General features: G+C 67.0%; 15 protein-coding genes and 1 tRNA gene. 1 reads left to right on the top strand and 15 read right to left on the bottom strand.

From position 1 onward, the window contains the following. Position 1: 1 nt before the first annotated feature. The 12 genes from nuoI to tpiA all read right to left on the bottom strand — a co-directional run bounded on the left by nuoI (position 2) and on the right by tpiA (position 10,390). Complete coding sequence (nuoI, locus tag AC1Q5B_RS16575; protein ID WP_162108528.1) at positions 2 to 490, bottom strand: NADH-quinone oxidoreductase subunit NuoI; 489 nt, start codon at positions 488 to 490, stop codon at positions 2 to 4. A gap of 3 nt (positions 491 to 493) precedes the next feature. Continuing rightward, on the bottom strand, positions 494 to 1,585 hold the full coding sequence (gene nuoH / locus AC1Q5B_RS16570; RefSeq protein ID WP_492632582.1) for an NADH-quinone oxidoreductase subunit NuoH: 1,092 nt from the start codon (positions 1,583 to 1,585) through the stop codon (positions 494 to 496). Next, positions 1,582 to 3,816 (bottom strand): NADH-quinone oxidoreductase subunit NuoG, encoded by a 2,235-nt coding sequence (nuoG, locus tag AC1Q5B_RS16565; protein ID WP_492632581.1) that lies wholly within the window; start codon positions 3,814 to 3,816, stop codon positions 1,582 to 1,584. Before nuoG ends, nuoH begins: the two co-directional genes overlap by 4 nt. Continuing rightward, positions 3,813 to 5,183, bottom strand: coding sequence for an NADH-quinone oxidoreductase subunit NuoF (gene nuoF, locus AC1Q5B_RS16560; RefSeq protein ID WP_492632580.1), 1,371 nt, complete (start codon positions 5,181 to 5,183; stop codon positions 3,813 to 3,815). The genes nuoG and nuoF overlap by 4 nt, the downstream gene beginning before the upstream one ends. 4 nt (positions 5,184 to 5,187) lie before the next feature. Next, the gene (nuoE, locus tag AC1Q5B_RS16555) at positions 5,188 to 5,715 is read right to left on the bottom strand and encodes an NADH-quinone oxidoreductase subunit NuoE (protein WP_436041868.1); all 528 of its coding nucleotides are present in this window, start codon (positions 5,713 to 5,715) and stop codon (positions 5,188 to 5,190) included. Continuing rightward, positions 5,712 to 7,016, bottom strand: coding sequence for an NADH-quinone oxidoreductase subunit D (locus tag AC1Q5B_RS16550; protein WP_492632579.1), 1,305 nt, complete (start codon positions 7,014 to 7,016; stop codon positions 5,712 to 5,714). The genes nuoE and AC1Q5B_RS16550 overlap by 4 nt, the downstream gene beginning before the upstream one ends. After that, positions 7,013 to 7,753, bottom strand: a complete 741-nt coding sequence (locus AC1Q5B_RS16545) for an NADH-quinone oxidoreductase subunit C (protein WP_492632578.1) — start codon at positions 7,751 to 7,753, stop codon at positions 7,013 to 7,015. The genes AC1Q5B_RS16550 and AC1Q5B_RS16545 overlap by 4 nt, the downstream gene beginning before the upstream one ends. A 42-nt stretch (positions 7,754 to 7,795) precedes the next feature. After that, positions 7,796 to 8,350, bottom strand: a complete 555-nt coding sequence (locus AC1Q5B_RS16540; protein WP_055943825.1) for a NuoB/complex I 20 kDa subunit family protein — start codon at positions 8,348 to 8,350, stop codon at positions 7,796 to 7,798. After that, complete coding sequence (locus AC1Q5B_RS16535; protein ID WP_162108536.1) at positions 8,341 to 8,697, bottom strand: NADH-quinone oxidoreductase subunit A; 357 nt, start codon at positions 8,695 to 8,697, stop codon at positions 8,341 to 8,343. The genes AC1Q5B_RS16540 and AC1Q5B_RS16535 overlap by 10 nt, the downstream gene beginning before the upstream one ends. Before the next feature lie 303 nt (positions 8,698 to 9,000). Further along, positions 9,001 to 9,085: transfer RNA gene (locus AC1Q5B_RS16530), tRNA-Leu, on the bottom strand. A gap of 47 nt (positions 9,086 to 9,132) precedes the next feature. Next, positions 9,133 to 9,573 (bottom strand): preprotein translocase subunit SecG, encoded by a 441-nt coding sequence (gene secG / locus AC1Q5B_RS16525; RefSeq protein WP_492632577.1) that lies wholly within the window; start codon positions 9,571 to 9,573, stop codon positions 9,133 to 9,135. A gap of 58 nt (positions 9,574 to 9,631) precedes the next feature. After that, positions 9,632 to 10,390 (bottom strand): triose-phosphate isomerase, encoded by a 759-nt coding sequence (tpiA, locus tag AC1Q5B_RS16520; RefSeq protein ID WP_492632576.1) that lies wholly within the window; start codon positions 10,388 to 10,390, stop codon positions 9,632 to 9,634. A gap of 115 nt (positions 10,391 to 10,505) precedes the next feature. Between tpiA and AC1Q5B_RS16515 the strand changes: the two genes are divergently transcribed. Further along, positions 10,506 to 11,318: an SDR family NAD(P)-dependent oxidoreductase gene (locus tag AC1Q5B_RS16515; protein ID WP_492632575.1), complete on the top strand. Its 813-nt coding sequence runs from the start codon at positions 10,506 to 10,508 to the stop codon at positions 11,316 to 11,318. A 137-nt stretch (positions 11,319 to 11,455) separates the two neighbouring features. Here AC1Q5B_RS16515 and AC1Q5B_RS16510 read toward each other — a convergent pair whose 3' ends face one another. The 3 genes from AC1Q5B_RS16510 to accD all read right to left on the bottom strand — a co-directional run bounded on the left by AC1Q5B_RS16510 (position 11,456) and on the right by accD (position 14,707). Beyond that, complete coding sequence (locus tag AC1Q5B_RS16510) at positions 11,456 to 12,394, bottom strand: isopenicillin N synthase family dioxygenase (RefSeq protein ID WP_492632574.1); 939 nt, start codon at positions 12,392 to 12,394, stop codon at positions 11,456 to 11,458. Positions 12,395 to 12,467: 73 nt separating this feature from the next. Then, the gene (glmM, locus tag AC1Q5B_RS16505; RefSeq protein WP_492632573.1) at positions 12,468 to 13,817 is read right to left on the bottom strand and encodes a phosphoglucosamine mutase; all 1,350 of its coding nucleotides are present in this window, start codon (positions 13,815 to 13,817) and stop codon (positions 12,468 to 12,470) included. Continuing rightward, positions 13,814 to 14,707, bottom strand: coding sequence for an acetyl-CoA carboxylase, carboxyltransferase subunit beta (gene accD / locus AC1Q5B_RS16500; RefSeq protein ID WP_492632572.1), 894 nt, complete (start codon positions 14,705 to 14,707; stop codon positions 13,814 to 13,816). Before accD ends, glmM begins: the two co-directional genes overlap by 4 nt. Positions 14,708 to 14,731 lie beyond the last annotated feature (24 nt).

Genomic DNA, 14,731 nt, shown 5'->3' with positions numbered 1-14,731 from the left:
CTCAGCGGAAAGCGGCGTCGGCGGCGCGGCGCTCGGCGATCTCGGCTTCCAGCCGGTCGCCGATCGCCAGCAGCTGCGGCTTGGTGACGATGTTCTGCCCGCGCTTGTCGAAGTGGTACTCCAGCACGTGCGTTTCCACGATCGAGTCCACCGGGCAGCTCTCTTCGCAGAAGCCGCAGTAGATGCACTTGAACAGGTCGATGTCGTAGCGCGTGGTGCGGCGGGTGCCGTCCTCGCGCGGGGCCGAGTCGATGGTGATCGCCAGCGCCGGGCAGACCGCCTCGCACAGCTTGCAGGCGATGCAGCGCTCTTCCCCGTTCGGATAGCGGCGCAGCGCGTGCAGGCCGCGGAAGCGCGGCGACTGCGGGAACTTCTCCATCGGGTACATCAGCGTGTACTTCGGCTTGAAGGTGTACTTCAGCGTCAGCCACAGCCCCTGCAGCAGTTCCAGCAGCATCAGGCTCTTGAAGTAGTGCACAACCTTGCTCATGTCTTACACACCCTTCTCGAACACGCCGAAGAACACCAGCAGCGCCGTCACCGCGATCCACACGATGGTCAGCGGAATGAAGACCTTCCAGCCCAGCCGCATGATCTGGTCGTAGCGGTAGCGCGGGAAGCTCGCACGGAACCAGATGTAGGCGCTGGCGAAGAACAGGACCTTCAGCAGCAGCCACGGCCAGCCGCCGGTCCAGATCCAGTTGACCCACGGCGACACGTCGGCGGTGATCCAGCCCTGCAGCGGGCTCAGCCAGCCGCCCAGGAAGAACAGCGACACCAGGAAGCTGACCAGGATCATGTTGGCGTATTCGGCCAGGAAGAACAGCGCGAACGCCGCACCCGAATACTCGACCATGTGGCCGGCGACGATTTCCGATTCGCCTTCCACCACGTCGAACGGCGAGCGGTTGGTCTCGGCGACGCCGGACACCCAGTACACGATGAAGAGCGGGAACAGCGGCAGCCAGAACCACTCGAAGAAGCCCGAGTCGCCCGCCTGCGCCATCACGATGTCAGTCAGGTTGAGGCTGCCGGCGGCGATCAGCACGCCGACCAGGGCGAAGCCCATCGCGATCTCGTAGCTGACGACCTGCGCGGCCGAGCGCATCGCGCCCAGGAACGCGTACTTCGAATTCGATGCCCAGCCCGCGATGATGATGCCGTACACGCCCAGCGAGGTCATCGCCAGCAGGTACAGCAGGCCGGCATTGGCGTTCGACAGCACCAGCTGATAGTCGAACGGCACCACCGCCCACGCGGCGAAGGCCGGCGCCAGCGTGATCAGCGGCGCCAGGATGTACATGGTCTTCTGCGCGCTGCTGGGCTGGATGATTTCCTTGAACAGCAGCTTGAAGACGTCGGCGAACGCCTGGAAGATGCCCATGCCCACGTACATCGGCCCGTGGCGCACGTGCATCCAGCCGATCAGCTTGCGCTCCCACACCACGTAGAAGGCGACCGAGATGATCACCGGCATGGCGATCACCAGGATCTTCAACACGATCCACAGGATCATGCCCATGTCGCCCAGCCCGAAGAACCACTCGCGCAGCGGGCCGACCGCGTTGATCAACATCTCGTTCATGCGCTCACCACCGTGACGCGTCCGGCACCCAGCGGCGCCGTGGCGCCGTAGCCACTTTCGATCCACGCGGTACCCGCGGCGACGCGGGCGTCCACCACCACCGGCAACGCGGCGGTGCCGATGCCGTTGCCGACCTTGGCCACGTGGCCCTCGGCGACGCCGGCGGCCTGCGCGTCGGCAGGATTCAGCACGATGCGGTCGCCCACGTTCAGCGGATGCGCCTGCAGCGCCTCGGCACGGCGCACGGTACCGTCGGTGCGGTAGATCGCAGCGGTCACGGCCAGTTCGAGGCCCTCGCCGGCCACGGCGGGCGCCGCGGACGTGGCGATGGCTACCGTCTTCGCAGTGCCGATGGCGTCGCGCATGCCAGCGGCGTCAGTGAACTCGAAACCGGCCAGCTGAAGCTCGCCACCGATCGCACGCAGCACCTTCCAGCCTTCGCGCGCCTCGCCCGGTAGCTTGCCGGCGGCCTGCGTGCGCTGGTCCTGGCCATCGAGGTTGGTCAGCGTCGCATCGATTTCCGGCAGCAGGCCGATCGGCAGGATCACGTCCGCCACGTCGCGCGTCGACTTGCAGGCGAAGTGGCTGAACGCCACGACCTTGGCCGAGACGAGCGCACGGCTGGCGGCCGGCGTATCGGCGAAATCCAGGCCCGGCTCGATGCCGTAGATGACATAGGCGTTGCGCGGCTCGGCGAACATGCCGGCCACGTCGCGGCCGCTCGGCAGCACGCCCTGGCGCGCCAGGCCGACGGCGTTCGCGCCCTGCGGGATGCGGCACAGCGAGGCGCCCGTCGCGGACGCGTAGTCCGCCGCGGCGGCACGTAGCGTGGCGGCCTGCGGATGGTTCTCGACGATGCCGCCCACGATCACGACCGCACGGTTGGCGGCCTTGGCGACATCGCGCAACGCCGCATCGTTCAGTGCGCTGCCCAGCTTCGACGGCGCCACGATGTGCTTGCCGGCGATGCCGAACGCGAAATCGAAATCGACCGGGTTGACCACGTGCACCCTGGCGCCCTTGCGGACGGCCTTGCGCAGGCGCTGGTGCAGCAGCGGCAGTTCGTGACGGACGTTCGTGCCGTACAGCACGATGACGTCCGCCTGCTCGATCTCGGCCAGCGGCAGCGCGAACGGCTCGGCCACGGCGCCATCGGAGAAGTCGCGGTTGTTGATGCGGTGGTCCAGGTTGCCGGTGCCGAGGCCGTCGGCGAGCTTGGCCAGCAGGCCGCCCTCCTCGTTCGACACGGCCGGATGCACCAGCACGCCCAGGCTGTCGCCGCGGTTCGCGCGCAGGATCTCGGCCGCCGCCGCCAGGCCTTCGGCCCAGGACACTTCGCGCCACTCGCCATTGACCTTCTGCAGCGGCTTCACCGCGCGGTCGTCGGCGTACAGGCCCTGGTGCGAGTAACGGTCGCGGTCGGACAGCCAGCACTCGTTGACCGCTTCGTTCTCGCGGGGCACGGTGCGCAGCACCTGGCCACGGCGCGAGTGGTAGAACACGTTGGAGCCCATCGCGTCGTGGAAGCCGACGGATTCACGCGCGATCAGTTCCCACGGACGGGCGCGGAACTGGAACACCTTGTTGGTCAGCGCGCCCACCGGGCACACGTCGATGACGTTGCCGGAAATCTCGGTGGTCAGCGGCTTGCCGTCGTAGGTGCCGATCTGCAGGTTCTCGCCGCGGTACATGCCACCCAGCTCGTAGGTCCCGGCGACGTCCGCGGTGAAGCGCACGCAGCGCGTGCACTGGATGCAGCGGGTCATCTCGGTGGCGACCAGCGGACCGATGTCCTCGTCCGGCACCACGCGCTTGCGCTCCTGGAACCGGCTGACCGAACGGCCATAGCCCAGCGACAGGTCCTGCAGTTCGCACTCGCCGCCCTGGTCGCAGATCGGGCAGTCGAGCGGATGGTTGATCAGCAGGAATTCCATCACGTTGCGCTGCGACTTCAGCGCCTTGTCGCTGCGCGTGGCGATCTTCATGCCGTCCATCACCGGCGTGGCGCAGGCCGGCGCCGGCTTCGGCATCTTCTCGACTTCGACCAGGCACATGCGGCAGTTGGCCGCGATCGGCAGCTTCTCGTGGTAGCAGAAGCGCGGGATCGGGATGCCGGCCTTGTCGGCGGCCTGGATGATCATCGACCCCTTCGGCGCGGCCAGTTCCTGCCCGTCGATGAAGACGGTGACGTGGTCCGGCGGCAGGTTGGGATTCACGGGCTGCGCACTCACGCGGCCACCTCCAGGTTGGAACGGACCACCGTGCCGTCGCGCTCGTCATCGACGAGGAAACGCTTGTTGACGATCGCGTATTCGAATTCGTGCCAGAAGTGGCGCAGCATGCCCTGCACCGGCCACGCCGCGGCTTCGCCGAACGCGCAGATGGTGTGGCCTTCGATCTGGCCGGCCGCCGCGCGCAGCGTCTGCAGGTCTTCGATCGTCGCCTTGTGCTCGGCTACACGGGTCAGCATGCGGTACATCCAGCCGGTGCCTTCGCGGCACGGCGTGCACTGGCCGCAGCTTTCCTTGTAATAGAACCGCGCGATGCGCTGGCACGCACGCACCATGCAGGTGGTGTCGTCCATCACCACGACGGCACCGGATCCCAGGCCGGAGCCGGCCTTCTGGATGCTGTCGTAGTCCATCGTCAGGCCCATCATCACCTCGCCCGGCAGCACCGGCATCGAGGAACCGCCCGGGATGACGGCCTTGAGCTTGCGGCCTTCGCGCATGCCACCGCACAGTTCGAGCAGGTCGGCGAACGACGTGCCCAGACGGATCTCGTGGTTGCCCGGACGCGCGACGTGGCCGGAGACCGAGAATATCTTGCAGCCGCCGTTGTTGGGCTTGCCCAGGTTCATGAACCACTCGGCGCCGTTGCGCACGATCGCCGGCACCGACGCGTAGGTTTCGGTGTTGTTGATCGTGGTCGGCTTGCCGTACAGGCCGAAGTTGGCCGGGAACGGCGGCTTGAAGCGCGGCTGGCCCTTCTTGCCTTCCAGCGATTCCATCAGTGCGGTTTCTTCACCGCAGATGTAGGCGCCCGCGCCCAGCGCGTTGTACAGGTCGATGTCCACGCCGGAGCCGAGGATGTTCTTGCCCAGCCAGCCGTGCTTGTAGGCCTCGGCAGTGGCTTCTTCCAGGTGCTCGAACGGCTCGTGGTGGAACTCGCCGCGCAGGTAGTTGTAGCCCACGGTAGAACCGGTGGCGTAGCAGGCGATCGCCATGCCCTCGATCACCGCATGCGGGTTGTAGCGCAGGATGTCGCGGTCCTTGGCGGTGCCCGGCTCGGATTCGTCCGAGTTGCAGAGGATGTACTTCTGCATGTCGCCCTTGGGCATGAAGCTCCACTTCAGGCCGGTCGGGAAGCCCGCGCCGCCGCGGCCGCGCAAGCCGGACTGCTTGACCATCTCGACGACGTCGGCCGGCGGGATCTTCTCTTCGATGATCCGGCGCAGTGCGGCGTAACCGCCGGTCTTCAGGTAGTTCTCGTACGACCAGGGCTTGTCGAAGTGCAGCGTGGTGTAGACGGCCTGGTGCTCCTTGGGAGCGGGGCCGACCGGGCCGTAGCCTTCTGAATAGTGGGAATGGCCTGCCATGCGCTTACTCCAGCCCGTCCAGCAGCTCGTCGACCTTCGCCGGCGTCAGATTCTCGTGGTAGTGGCCGTTGATCACGACCACCGGCGCGCCGCAGCACGCGGCCACGCATTCTTCTTCTCGCTTCAGGTACACGCGGCCGTCGGCGGTGGATTCGCCCAGCCTGCAGCCCAGCTTCTTCTCCGCGTGCGCGACCAAGTCCTGCGCGCCGTTGAGCCAGCAGCTGATGTTGGTGCAGAAGGCGACGTTGTTGCGGCCGACCTTCTCGGTCTCGAACATCGAGTAGAAGCTGGCGACTTCGTACGCCCACACCGGCGGCAGGTCGAGGTACTTGGCGACCGCGGCGATCAGCTCGTCGGTCAGCCAGCCTTCGTTCTGCTCCTGCGCGGCGTGCAGGCCCTGCAGCACTGCAGAACGCTTGCGGTCCGGCGGGAACTTGGTCAGCCAATGATCGATGTGCGCGCGCGTCTTGTCGCTCAACGCCACCAGTGGATCGACGTTCTGCGCCGCCTCGAAATTACCCGTGGCCCTCATCGGTCCACCTCACCAAAGACAAGATCATAGGTACCGATCATCGCGACGACGTCGGGGAGCATGTGGCCGCGCACGATCTCGTCCATCGAGGACAGGTGCGCGAAGCCCGGCGCGCGCAACTTCACGCGGAAGGGCTTGTTGGCGCCGTCGGACACCAGGTAGCAGCCGAACTCGCCTTTCGGCGCTTCGACCGCGGCGTAGGTCTCGCCGGCCGGCACGCAGTAGCCTTCGCTGAAGAGCTTGAAGTGGTGGATCAGCGCTTCCATGTCGTCCTTCATCTCCTCGCGGGAGGGAGGCGCCACCTTGAAGTTCTGCACCATGACCGGGCCGGGATTGGCCTTCAGCCATGCCACGCACTGCTGGATGATGCGGTTGGACTGGCGCATCTCGGCGACGCGGACCAGGTAACGGTCGTAGCAGTCGCCGTTGACGCCGACCGGGATATCGAAATCGACCACGTCGTACTTGGCGTACGGCTGCTTCTTGCGCAGGTCCCAGGCGATGCCCGAACCGCGCAGCATCGCGCCGGTCATGCCCAGCGCGCGCGCCTGTTCGGGCGACACCACGCCGATGCCGACGGTGCGCTGCTTCCAAATGCGGTTGTCGGTGAGCAGCGTCTCGTATTCGTCGACGCGCTTCGGGAATTCGTTGGTGAAGTCTTCGAGGAAGTCGAGCAGCGAACCTTCGCGCGCCTGGTTGAACTGCTTGAGCGCCTTGCCCTTGCGCCAGGGCGACTCCTTGTACTTCGGCATGCGGTCCGGCAGATCGCGGTAGACGCCGCCCGGCCGGTAGTAGGCCGCGTGCATGCGCGCGCCGCTGACCGCTTCGTAGCAGTCCATCAGCTCTTCGCGCTCGCGGAAGGCGTACAGCATGACCGCCATCGCCCCCAGGTCGAGCGCGTTGGAGCCGATCCACATCAGGTGGTTCAGGATGCGGGTGATCTCGTCGTACATCGTGCGGATGTACTGCGCGCGCTCCGGCGCCTCGATGCCCATCAGGGTTTCGATGGCGCGCACGTAGGCGTGCTCGTTGCACATCATCGACACGTAGTCGAGGCGGTCCATGTAGCCGATCGACTGGTTGAACGGCTTGGATTCGGCCAGCTTCTCGGTGCCCCGGTGCAGCAGGCCCACGTGCGGGTCGGCGCGCACGATGGTCTCGCCATCCATCTCCAGGATCAGGCGCAGCACACCGTGCGCGGCCGGATGCTGGGGACCGAAGTTCAGCGTGTAGTTGCGGATTTCCTGCTTGCTTTCGGCAGGATTGCTGGCGAACGCGACGCCGGATTGCGGATTGCTCATGCCTTGCCCTCGCGCGCGGCCGTCTGTGAAGCAGCGAGTTCGCCGGCGGCGGTCTGGTAGCGGGCGTCGTCGCGGATCACGCGCGGCACGCCGACACGCGGCTCGACCGAGGTGACCGGTTCGTACACCACGCGCTTCTTCTCTTCGTCGTAGCGGACTTCGACGTTGCCGATCAGCGGGAAGTCCTTGCGGAACGGATGGCCGACGAAACCGTAGTCGGTCAGGATGCGGCGCAGGTCCGGATGGCCTTCGAAGATGATGCCGTACAGGTCGAACGCCTCGCGCTCGAACCAGTTCAGGCCCGGCCACACGTCGCACAGCGACGCCACCACCGGCAGGCCGTCATCCGGCGCGAAGCAGCGCACGCGCACGCGACGGTTGTGCTGGTAGGACAACAGGTGCAGCACGACGGCGAAGCGGTTCGGACGGGCGGCGTCGCGCGGACGCTGGTCCCAGTTGAAGCGGCCGGGACCGAAGCCCTCGACGCCACGGCTGAAGCCTTCGGACGACACGTCGGCGGTATCCCACTCGACGCTGCCGTAGCCCAGATAGTCGACGCCGCTGACGTCGACGGCCTGCTCGAAACCGAACTCGTCCCTTAGCGCCAAGGCGACCGCATGCCACGAGGCCGACGGCACTTCCAGGGTGATTTCGCCGCGCGGCTCGGCCACGCTGACCGTGCCGTCCGCGAAACGGGCGCGCAGCTGGTCGGTGAAGTTTGCAGCTTGCTCAGCCATGGGGCGTGGCGTGCTCTAGAAAGGAATCGGGGGAAAGGAGGATCAGCGCGCGATGGTCTGCGTGCGCCAGATCTTCTTCTGCAACTGCAGGATGCCGTACACCAGCGCCTCGGCCGTCGGCGGGCAGCCCGGCACGTACACGTCCACCGGCACGACGCGATCGCAGCCGCGGACGACGGAGTACGAGTAGTGGTAGTAGCCGCCGCCATTGGCGCAGCTGCCCATCGAGATGACCCACTTCGGCTCGGGCATCTGGTCGTAGACCTTGCGCAGCGCCGGGGCCATCTTGTTGACCAGCGTGCCGGCCACGATCATCACGTCGGACTGGCGCGGCGACGGGCGGAACACCACGCCGTAGCGGTCCAGGTCCAGGCGCGAGGTGCCCGCGTGCATCATCTCCACCGCGCAGCAGGCCAGGCCGAACGTCATCGGCCACATCGACCCGGTACGCGCCCAGTTCATCAGCGCGTCGACGCTGGTGGTGACGTAGCCCTTTTCCAGCAGCGGATTGTCGCCCTCGGGGCGCAGGATGTCGTCCACCCGCCCTTCCGGGATCGGGTTGTTCATCAGACGGTCGACGGTCTGGATCACTCCCATTCGAGCGCTCCCTTCTTCCAAACGTAAACGAAGCCGAGGAACAGCATGCCCACGAACAGGCCCATCGTGACCAGCGCACGCGGACCCAGCTCCTGGAACACCAGCGTCCACGGAACAATGAAGATGATTTCCAGATCGAACACGATGAACTGGATGGCGATCAGGTAGTAGCGCACATCGAACTTCATGCGCGCGTCTTCGAAGGCCTCGAAGCCGCATTCGTACGGGGACAGCTTCTGGGCGTCGGGACGCCGCGGACCGAGGAAGCGACCGGCCACCATCAGCGCGATGCCGATGCCGGTGGCGACGATCAGGAACAACAGGGTGGGCAGGTAATTGGCCAGCACTCGCTTGTCTCGTCTTGTCCTACTCCGCCGGCGCGCGGGACGCGGCACGGCATGAATGGGGCTCGCATCGTCCGCCAGCGGCTTCGCCGCGAGCGATCCGACGATGCGACCATCGGGACCACCTTCCGCGGGAGCCCTTCCGCAACACGTAACGGGCGCCCGATGAATCGGCGGGATTGTAACGGTTCGTGAACTCGCTAGTAAACGATTACCGGCGCATATCGCCGCCGTCGGTGAAAGAAAAAACCCGCCTTCCGGCGGGTTTTTCGACGCGGGAGCGACATCGCCGCCGACCCGCCATGTTGGTGCCCAAGAGGGGACTCGAACCCCTACGACTTTCGCCGCTACCACCTCAAGGTAGTGCGTCTACCAATTCCGCCACCTGGGCTTTGAAACCTGCGCGGCGCTGCGCGCGCCCCGCCATTGTAGCCGCGATCAACCGCCCTGCGGCGGCGCCACCGGCGGCGTTTCCGTCGCGGGTGCCGTTTGCTGCGGCGCCGGTGCGGCCGGCACGCTGTCGGTCGCCGGCTGGATCGGCGAGCTCGGCACGGTCGACGGCTTGGGCAGTTCGCCTGCCGGTGCGGCCGGAGCCGCCGGCAGATCGGACATCACGCCCAGATTCTGCTGCGTGGTCGGACGCGCACTATGGGTCGCATACCACGCCATGAACAGGCTGATGCCGAAGAACGTGATGGCCAGCCACTTCGTGCTCTTGGACAGGAAGTTGGACGCGCCGCGCGCACCGAACACCGTGCCGGACGCGCCACCGCCGAAGCCCGAGCCCGCCTGGGCACCGGAACCGCGCTGCATCAGCACCAGCGCGATGATGGCGATCGCCACCAGCACGTACACCACATTCAGGATCAACATCCACATTTGGAATCAGTCTCAACCGGTTGAGTCGCCCGGCCCCGATGGACCGGTCGTGCCGGGGTCATCCCCGACCGGCCGCCGCTTGCGCGATGGCCAGGAAATCCCGGGCGACCAGAGAGGCGCCGCCCACCAGCCCTCCATCGACATCGGGCTGCGCGAACAGTTCCGCGGCGTTGTCGGGCTTCACGCTGCCGCCATACAGGACCTGCAACGAGCCGCCGATTCTAGCATCGCGCGCGGCGACTTCGCCACGGATGAACGCATGCACGGCCTGGGCCTGCTCCGGGGTGGCCGTCAGGCCCGTCCCGATCGCCCAGACCGGCTCATAGGCAATGACGGCGCCGTCGAACGCCTGCGGGCCGACCAGGTCGAATACCGCCTGCAACTGCTTCTGGATGCGGAACTCGGTCTGGCCATCCCTGCGCTGCTGCTCGGTTTCGCCCACGCACAGCACCGGAACGAGACCGGCATTCCGGGCCGCCAAGAACTTCCTGGCGACCAGTTCGCTGCTTTCGTTGTGGTACTGGCGGCGTTCGGAATGCCCGACCAGGCCGTAGCGGGCGCCCACATCCACCAGCATCGCGGCACAGACCTCGCCGGTGTAGGCGCCCTTCTCGTTGCTGCTGACGTCCTGGGCACCGAAGGCCACCCCACGGTCGGCATAGTCCTCGATCAGTTCGCCAAGGTAGGGCAGTGGCGGCAGGATCAGCAGGTCCACGCCGTCCAGCGGCAGGCCCGCGACCAGTTCATCCATCAGCGCCGTCGCGAAACCGCGGGTGCCATGGAGCTTCCAGTTGCCGGCCACGAGCTTGCGACGCATAAGACCAATTCCTGTCCAGTTCGGGTCGCGCAGTCTAGCCGATGTTGTCCGGCGCACCTACCCGCCACGCTATCGTGCGCGTACCCGCGCACCTTTCCCGAATCAGGAGCTCTCCATGCCCGATGTCTCCCCTGCCCCGCCTGCCGGCTATGCATTGGTCACCGGCGCCTCCAGCGGCATCGGCGAACAGATCGCGCGGGAGTACGCGAGGCGTGGCGTCCCGCTGGTGCTGACGGCCCGGCGCGCGGACCGCCTGGCGGCATTGGCAACGGAACTGCGGGCGCAGGTGCCGGTGGAGATCGTGGCCGCGGACCTGGCCGATCCTGCCGCGCCTGAGGCCCTGGTTGCCGAACTCGAGCGACGCGGCGTGAAGATCCGCATCCTGGTCAACAACGCCGGCTACGGCATGCCGGGGCGTTACCGCAGCAGCGACTGGACCGACCACGCCGCCTTCCTGCGGGTGATGGTGACCAGCGTGTGCGAACTGACCTGGCGATTGCTGCCCTCGATCCGCGCTTCCGGCCAGGGCCGCATCCTCAACGTTGCCTCCTTCGCCGCCCTGATGCCGGCCGCCGACGGACAGACGCTGTACGCACCGGCCAAGGGCTTCCTGCTGAAGTTCAGCGAGGCGCTGGCGCTGGAGAACGCCGACAGGGGCGTGCATGTCACCGCCCTGTGCCCGGGCTTCACCTACTCCGAGTTCCACGACGTCACCGGCACGCGCTCGCGCATGCGGGTGTCGCCGACGATGTGGCTGCAGGCTTCGGACGTGGCGCGTGGCGGTATCGACGGGAACGAGCGGGGCGACGTGCTGGTGGTGCCCGGCTGGCGCTACCGGCTGATGCACGCCATCGTGAAGCTGCTGCCGCACCGGCTGGCGCTGGGCCTGATGGCGCGCAACTCGCGCAAGGTGCGGCCGCTGGATTGAGGAGGGAAAGCATCGCGGGCATGGCCCGCGCCTACCAACAGCCTGGCTTCTGCAGGAGCGTCCCATGGGCGCGATGTTGTGGCCCCTGATACCGGCGCAAACCTCATCGTGCCCGCGTCAACACACGAGGACAGCGCCTACTTGAGCTTGATCTCTCGCAGGCGCTCTTCGAGGTAGCCCTGCGCCGTGATCGGTTCGGCGTAGCGCTTGGGATTGTCCGGCGTGACCGTGGACGGCAGCACGTCGATCAGGAAGTCCGGATTCGGATGCAGGAAGAACGGCACCGAATAGCGCGGCTGGCGCGCCTGTTCGCCCGGCGGATTGGTCACGCGGTGCGTGGTCGAGGGATACACGTGGTTGGTCAGGCGCTGCAGCATGTCGCCGATGTTGACCACGATGGTGTCGGCGTCCGAGGTGAACGGCACCCACTCTCCCTGCTTGGAGCGCACTTCCAGGCCGGCGGCGCTGGCGCCGACCAGCAGGGTGATCAGGTTGATGTCCTCGTGCGCACCGGCGCGCACGTTGGGGATGTCGTCGGCGGTGATCGGGGGATAGTGGATCGGGCGCAGGATCGAGTTGCCGGAATCGGTCTTGTCGGCGAAGTAGGTCTCCGGCAGGCCGATGTGCAGCGCCAGCGCCGACAGCACGCGCGAACCCAACTGGTCCAGCGCTTCGTACAGGCCATAGCCGTGTTCGCGGAAGCCGGGCACTTCATCCGGCCACAGGTTCGGCGGCATCACGTCGCGGTACTTCGAATCGTCCGGGATCTCGCGACCGATATGCCAGAACTCCTTCAGGTCGAAATGCTTGGAATCCTTCGCCGTCTCCACCCCGAACGGCGTGTAGCCGCGCGCACCGCCACCGCCCGGGACGTGGTACTGCTTCTTCACCTCCTCCGGCAGCGCGAAGAAATCCTTGAACACGCCGTACGCGGCGTCGATCTGCGCCTGCGGGATACCGTGGTTGCGGATGCCGGCGAAGCCCCATTCGCGATACGCCGCGCCCAGTTCGGCCACGAAGGCCTCGCGGTCGGTCTCGAAACGGGTGATGTCCAGCGTGGGGATACGGGCACTCATGCACTCTGCTCCAACAGGGAAAAGGCGCGGACAGCCATGCGGTGGCGCCGCGCCGGACGTTCGGTGATCGGGCTCAGGCCGCAGCGGCCGCGCGGACAGCGTCGGCCAGGGTTTCCAGGGTGTTCTTGACCAGCGCGTCGTCGTCGGCCTCGACGGTCACGCGCACCACCGGTTCGGTACCGGACGGACGCAGGAACGCGCGGCCGCGGCCGGAGACCGCCGCCTGCGCCTGCACCAGCGCGGCCTGCACGCTGGCCGCCTCGGTCGGCTTGGCGCCGTTGGCGAGCTTCACATTGATGGTCTTCTGCGGCAGCATCGTCAGCCCGTCCAAAGCGTCCCGCAGCGTCACCTTGCGGCGCTTCAGGGCTTCCAGCACCTGCAAGGCGGCGATGATCGCATCGCCCGTCGTCGTGCGGTCCAGACACAGCAGGTGCCCGGAGGCTTCGCCGCCCAGCACGGCGTTGCCCTCGACCAGCGCCTGGTGCACGTAGCGGTCGCCGACCTTGGTGCGGACGAACGGGATCTCCAGCTTGCCGAGTGCGCGCTCCAGGCCGTAGTTGGTCATCAGCGTGCCCACCACGGGGCCGCGCAAGCGGCCGCTGGCCTGCCAGTCCCGCGCCAGCAGGTAGATCAGCTGGTCGCCATCCACCGGCGTGCCCTGCCCGTCCGCCATCAGCACGCGGTCGCCGTCGCCGTCGAAGGCGATGCCGAGGTGCGCGCCCGACTCGCGGACTTTCGCGGCCAGGTTGTCGATATGCATGGACCCCACGCCATCGTTGATGTTGATGCCGTTCGGCTCCGCGCCGATGGTGACCACGTCGGCGCCGAGTTCGCGGAACAGCAGCGGCGCGATGTGGTACGTCGCGCCATGCGCGCAGTCCAGCACCAGCTTCATGCCCTTCAGGTCGAAGCGGCGCGGTACGCTAGCCTTGCAGAACTCCATGTAGCGGCCGACGGCGTCGCGCGTGCGGATCGCCTTGCCGAGCTTGTCGGACTCGGCGGTGAAGAACGGCGCATCCAGCGCCGCCTCGATGGCCGCCTCGGTGGCATCGTCGAGCTTCTCGCCTTCGGCGGAAAAGAACTTGATGCCGTTGTCGTAATGCGGGTTGTGCGACGCGCTGATCACGATGCCGGCATCGGCACCCAGCGTGCGCGTCAGGAACGCGACGGCCGGCGTCGGCATGGGACCCATCAGCTGCACGTCGGCACCGGCGGCGACCAGGCCCGCTTCCAGCGCGGCCTCGAACATGTAGCCGGAAATGCGCGTGTCCTTGCCGATCACCACGACCGGGCGGGTGCCACTGCTGTTCTCGCACAGCACGCGCCCCAGCGCGTTGCCGAGCCGCAGCACGAAATCCGCCGAGATCGGACCGGTGCCGACGCGGCCACGGATGCCGTCGGTGCCAAAGTACTTGCGGCTCATGCGGTCACCAGTTCGCTGTCTGCAGGCTTGGGCTGTCGCATCATCAACGCCAGCAGGTCGGCCAGCCGGTCACGCATCTCGCGGCGGTCGCAGATCTGGTCGACGGCGCCGTGGGCCAGCAGGAACTCCGAACGCTGGAAGCCTTCCGGCAGCGTCTCGCGCACGGTCTGTTCGATCACGCGCGGACCGGCGAAGCCGATCAGCGCTTCGGGCTCGGCCAGGTTGATGTCGCCCAGCATCGCGAAGCTGGCCGACACACCGCCGGTGGTGGGGTGCGTCATCACCGAGATGTACGGCAGACCGGCTTCGCGCAGGCGGCCGAGCGCCGCCGAGGTCTTGGCCATCTGCATCAGCGAGAACAGGCTCTCCTGCATGCGCGCACCGCCGCTGGCGGAGAAGCACACGAACGGGGCGCCGATCTCCAGCGCCTTCTCGGCACCGAGCGAGAAGCGCTCGCCGACCACCGAGCCCATCGATCCGCCCATGTAGGCGAAGTCGAAGGAGCTGGCGACCAGGTCGCGGCCCTTCAGGGTGCCCTGCAGCGTGATCAGCGCATCCCGCTCGCCGGTACTCTTCTGCGCGGCCTTGATGCGGTCGGCGTACTTCTTCTGGTCCTTGAACTTCAGCACGTCGGTCGGCCCGAGCGCGGCGCCGATTTCGCGCGTGCTGCCCGGATCGAACAGCGCCGCCAGACGCGCGCGGGCGCGGATCGGCATGTGGAAGCCGCACTTCGGGCAGACCTCGAGGTTTTCCTCCAGCTCCGGCCGGTACAGCACCGCGCCGCAGCGGTCGCATTTTTCCCACAGCCCCTCGGGGACGCTGCGTTTGCTCTTGCCTGCGTTGCCTTCGGTGCGGATGCCCGACGGCATCAGTTTGCTGAGCCAGCTCATGCGTGGTCTTGCTGCCTGCCCCGG

The organism is Pseudoxanthomonas sp. GW835-FHT14C01 (assembly GCF_058793715.1).
The sequence above is the reverse complement of the archived record's forward strand: the minus strand, read 5'-3'. Positions and strand labels throughout refer to the sequence as shown.

What these genes read in the sequence shown, in the direction of transcription:
- AC1Q5B_RS16540 (WP_055943825.1), bottom strand. Translation starts at nt 8,350, where the DNA reads ATGGGAGTGATCCAGACCGTCGACCGTCTGATGAACAACCCGATCCCG.
- glmM (WP_492632573.1), bottom strand. Translation starts at nt 13,817, where the DNA reads ATGAGCCGCAAGTACTTTGGCACCGACGGCATCCGTGGCCGCGTCGGC.
- AC1Q5B_RS16550 (WP_492632579.1), bottom strand. Translation starts at nt 7,016, where the DNA reads ATGAGCAATCCGCAATCCGGCGTCGCGTTCGCCAGCAATCCTGCCGAA.
- tpiA (WP_492632576.1), bottom strand. Translation starts at nt 10,390, where the DNA reads ATGCGTCGCAAGCTCGTGGCCGGCAACTGGAAGCTCCATGGCACCCGC.
- accD (WP_492632572.1), bottom strand. Translation starts at nt 14,707, where the DNA reads ATGAGCTGGCTCAGCAAACTGATGCCGTCGGGCATCCGCACCGAAGGC.
- nuoE (WP_436041868.1), bottom strand. Translation starts at nt 5,715, where the DNA reads ATGAGGGCCACGGGTAATTTCGAGGCGGCGCAGAACGTCGATCCACTG.
- secG (WP_492632577.1), bottom strand. Translation starts at nt 9,573, where the DNA reads ATGTGGATGTTGATCCTGAATGTGGTGTACGTGCTGGTGGCGATCGCC.
- nuoI (WP_162108528.1), bottom strand. Translation starts at nt 490, where the DNA reads ATGAGCAAGGTTGTGCACTACTTCAAGAGCCTGATGCTGCTGGAACTG.
- nuoH (WP_492632582.1), bottom strand. Translation starts at nt 1,585, where the DNA reads ATGAACGAGATGTTGATCAACGCGGTCGGCCCGCTGCGCGAGTGGTTC.
- nuoF (WP_492632580.1), bottom strand. Translation starts at nt 5,183, where the DNA reads ATGGCAGGCCATTCCCACTATTCAGAAGGCTACGGCCCGGTCGGCCCC.
- AC1Q5B_RS16515 (WP_492632575.1), top strand. Translation starts at nt 10,506, where the DNA reads ATGCCCGATGTCTCCCCTGCCCCGCCTGCCGGCTATGCATTGGTCACC.
- AC1Q5B_RS16545 (WP_492632578.1), bottom strand. Translation starts at nt 7,753, where the DNA reads ATGGCTGAGCAAGCTGCAAACTTCACCGACCAGCTGCGCGCCCGTTTC.
- AC1Q5B_RS16510 (WP_492632574.1), bottom strand. Translation starts at nt 12,394, where the DNA reads ATGAGTGCCCGTATCCCCACGCTGGACATCACCCGTTTCGAGACCGAC.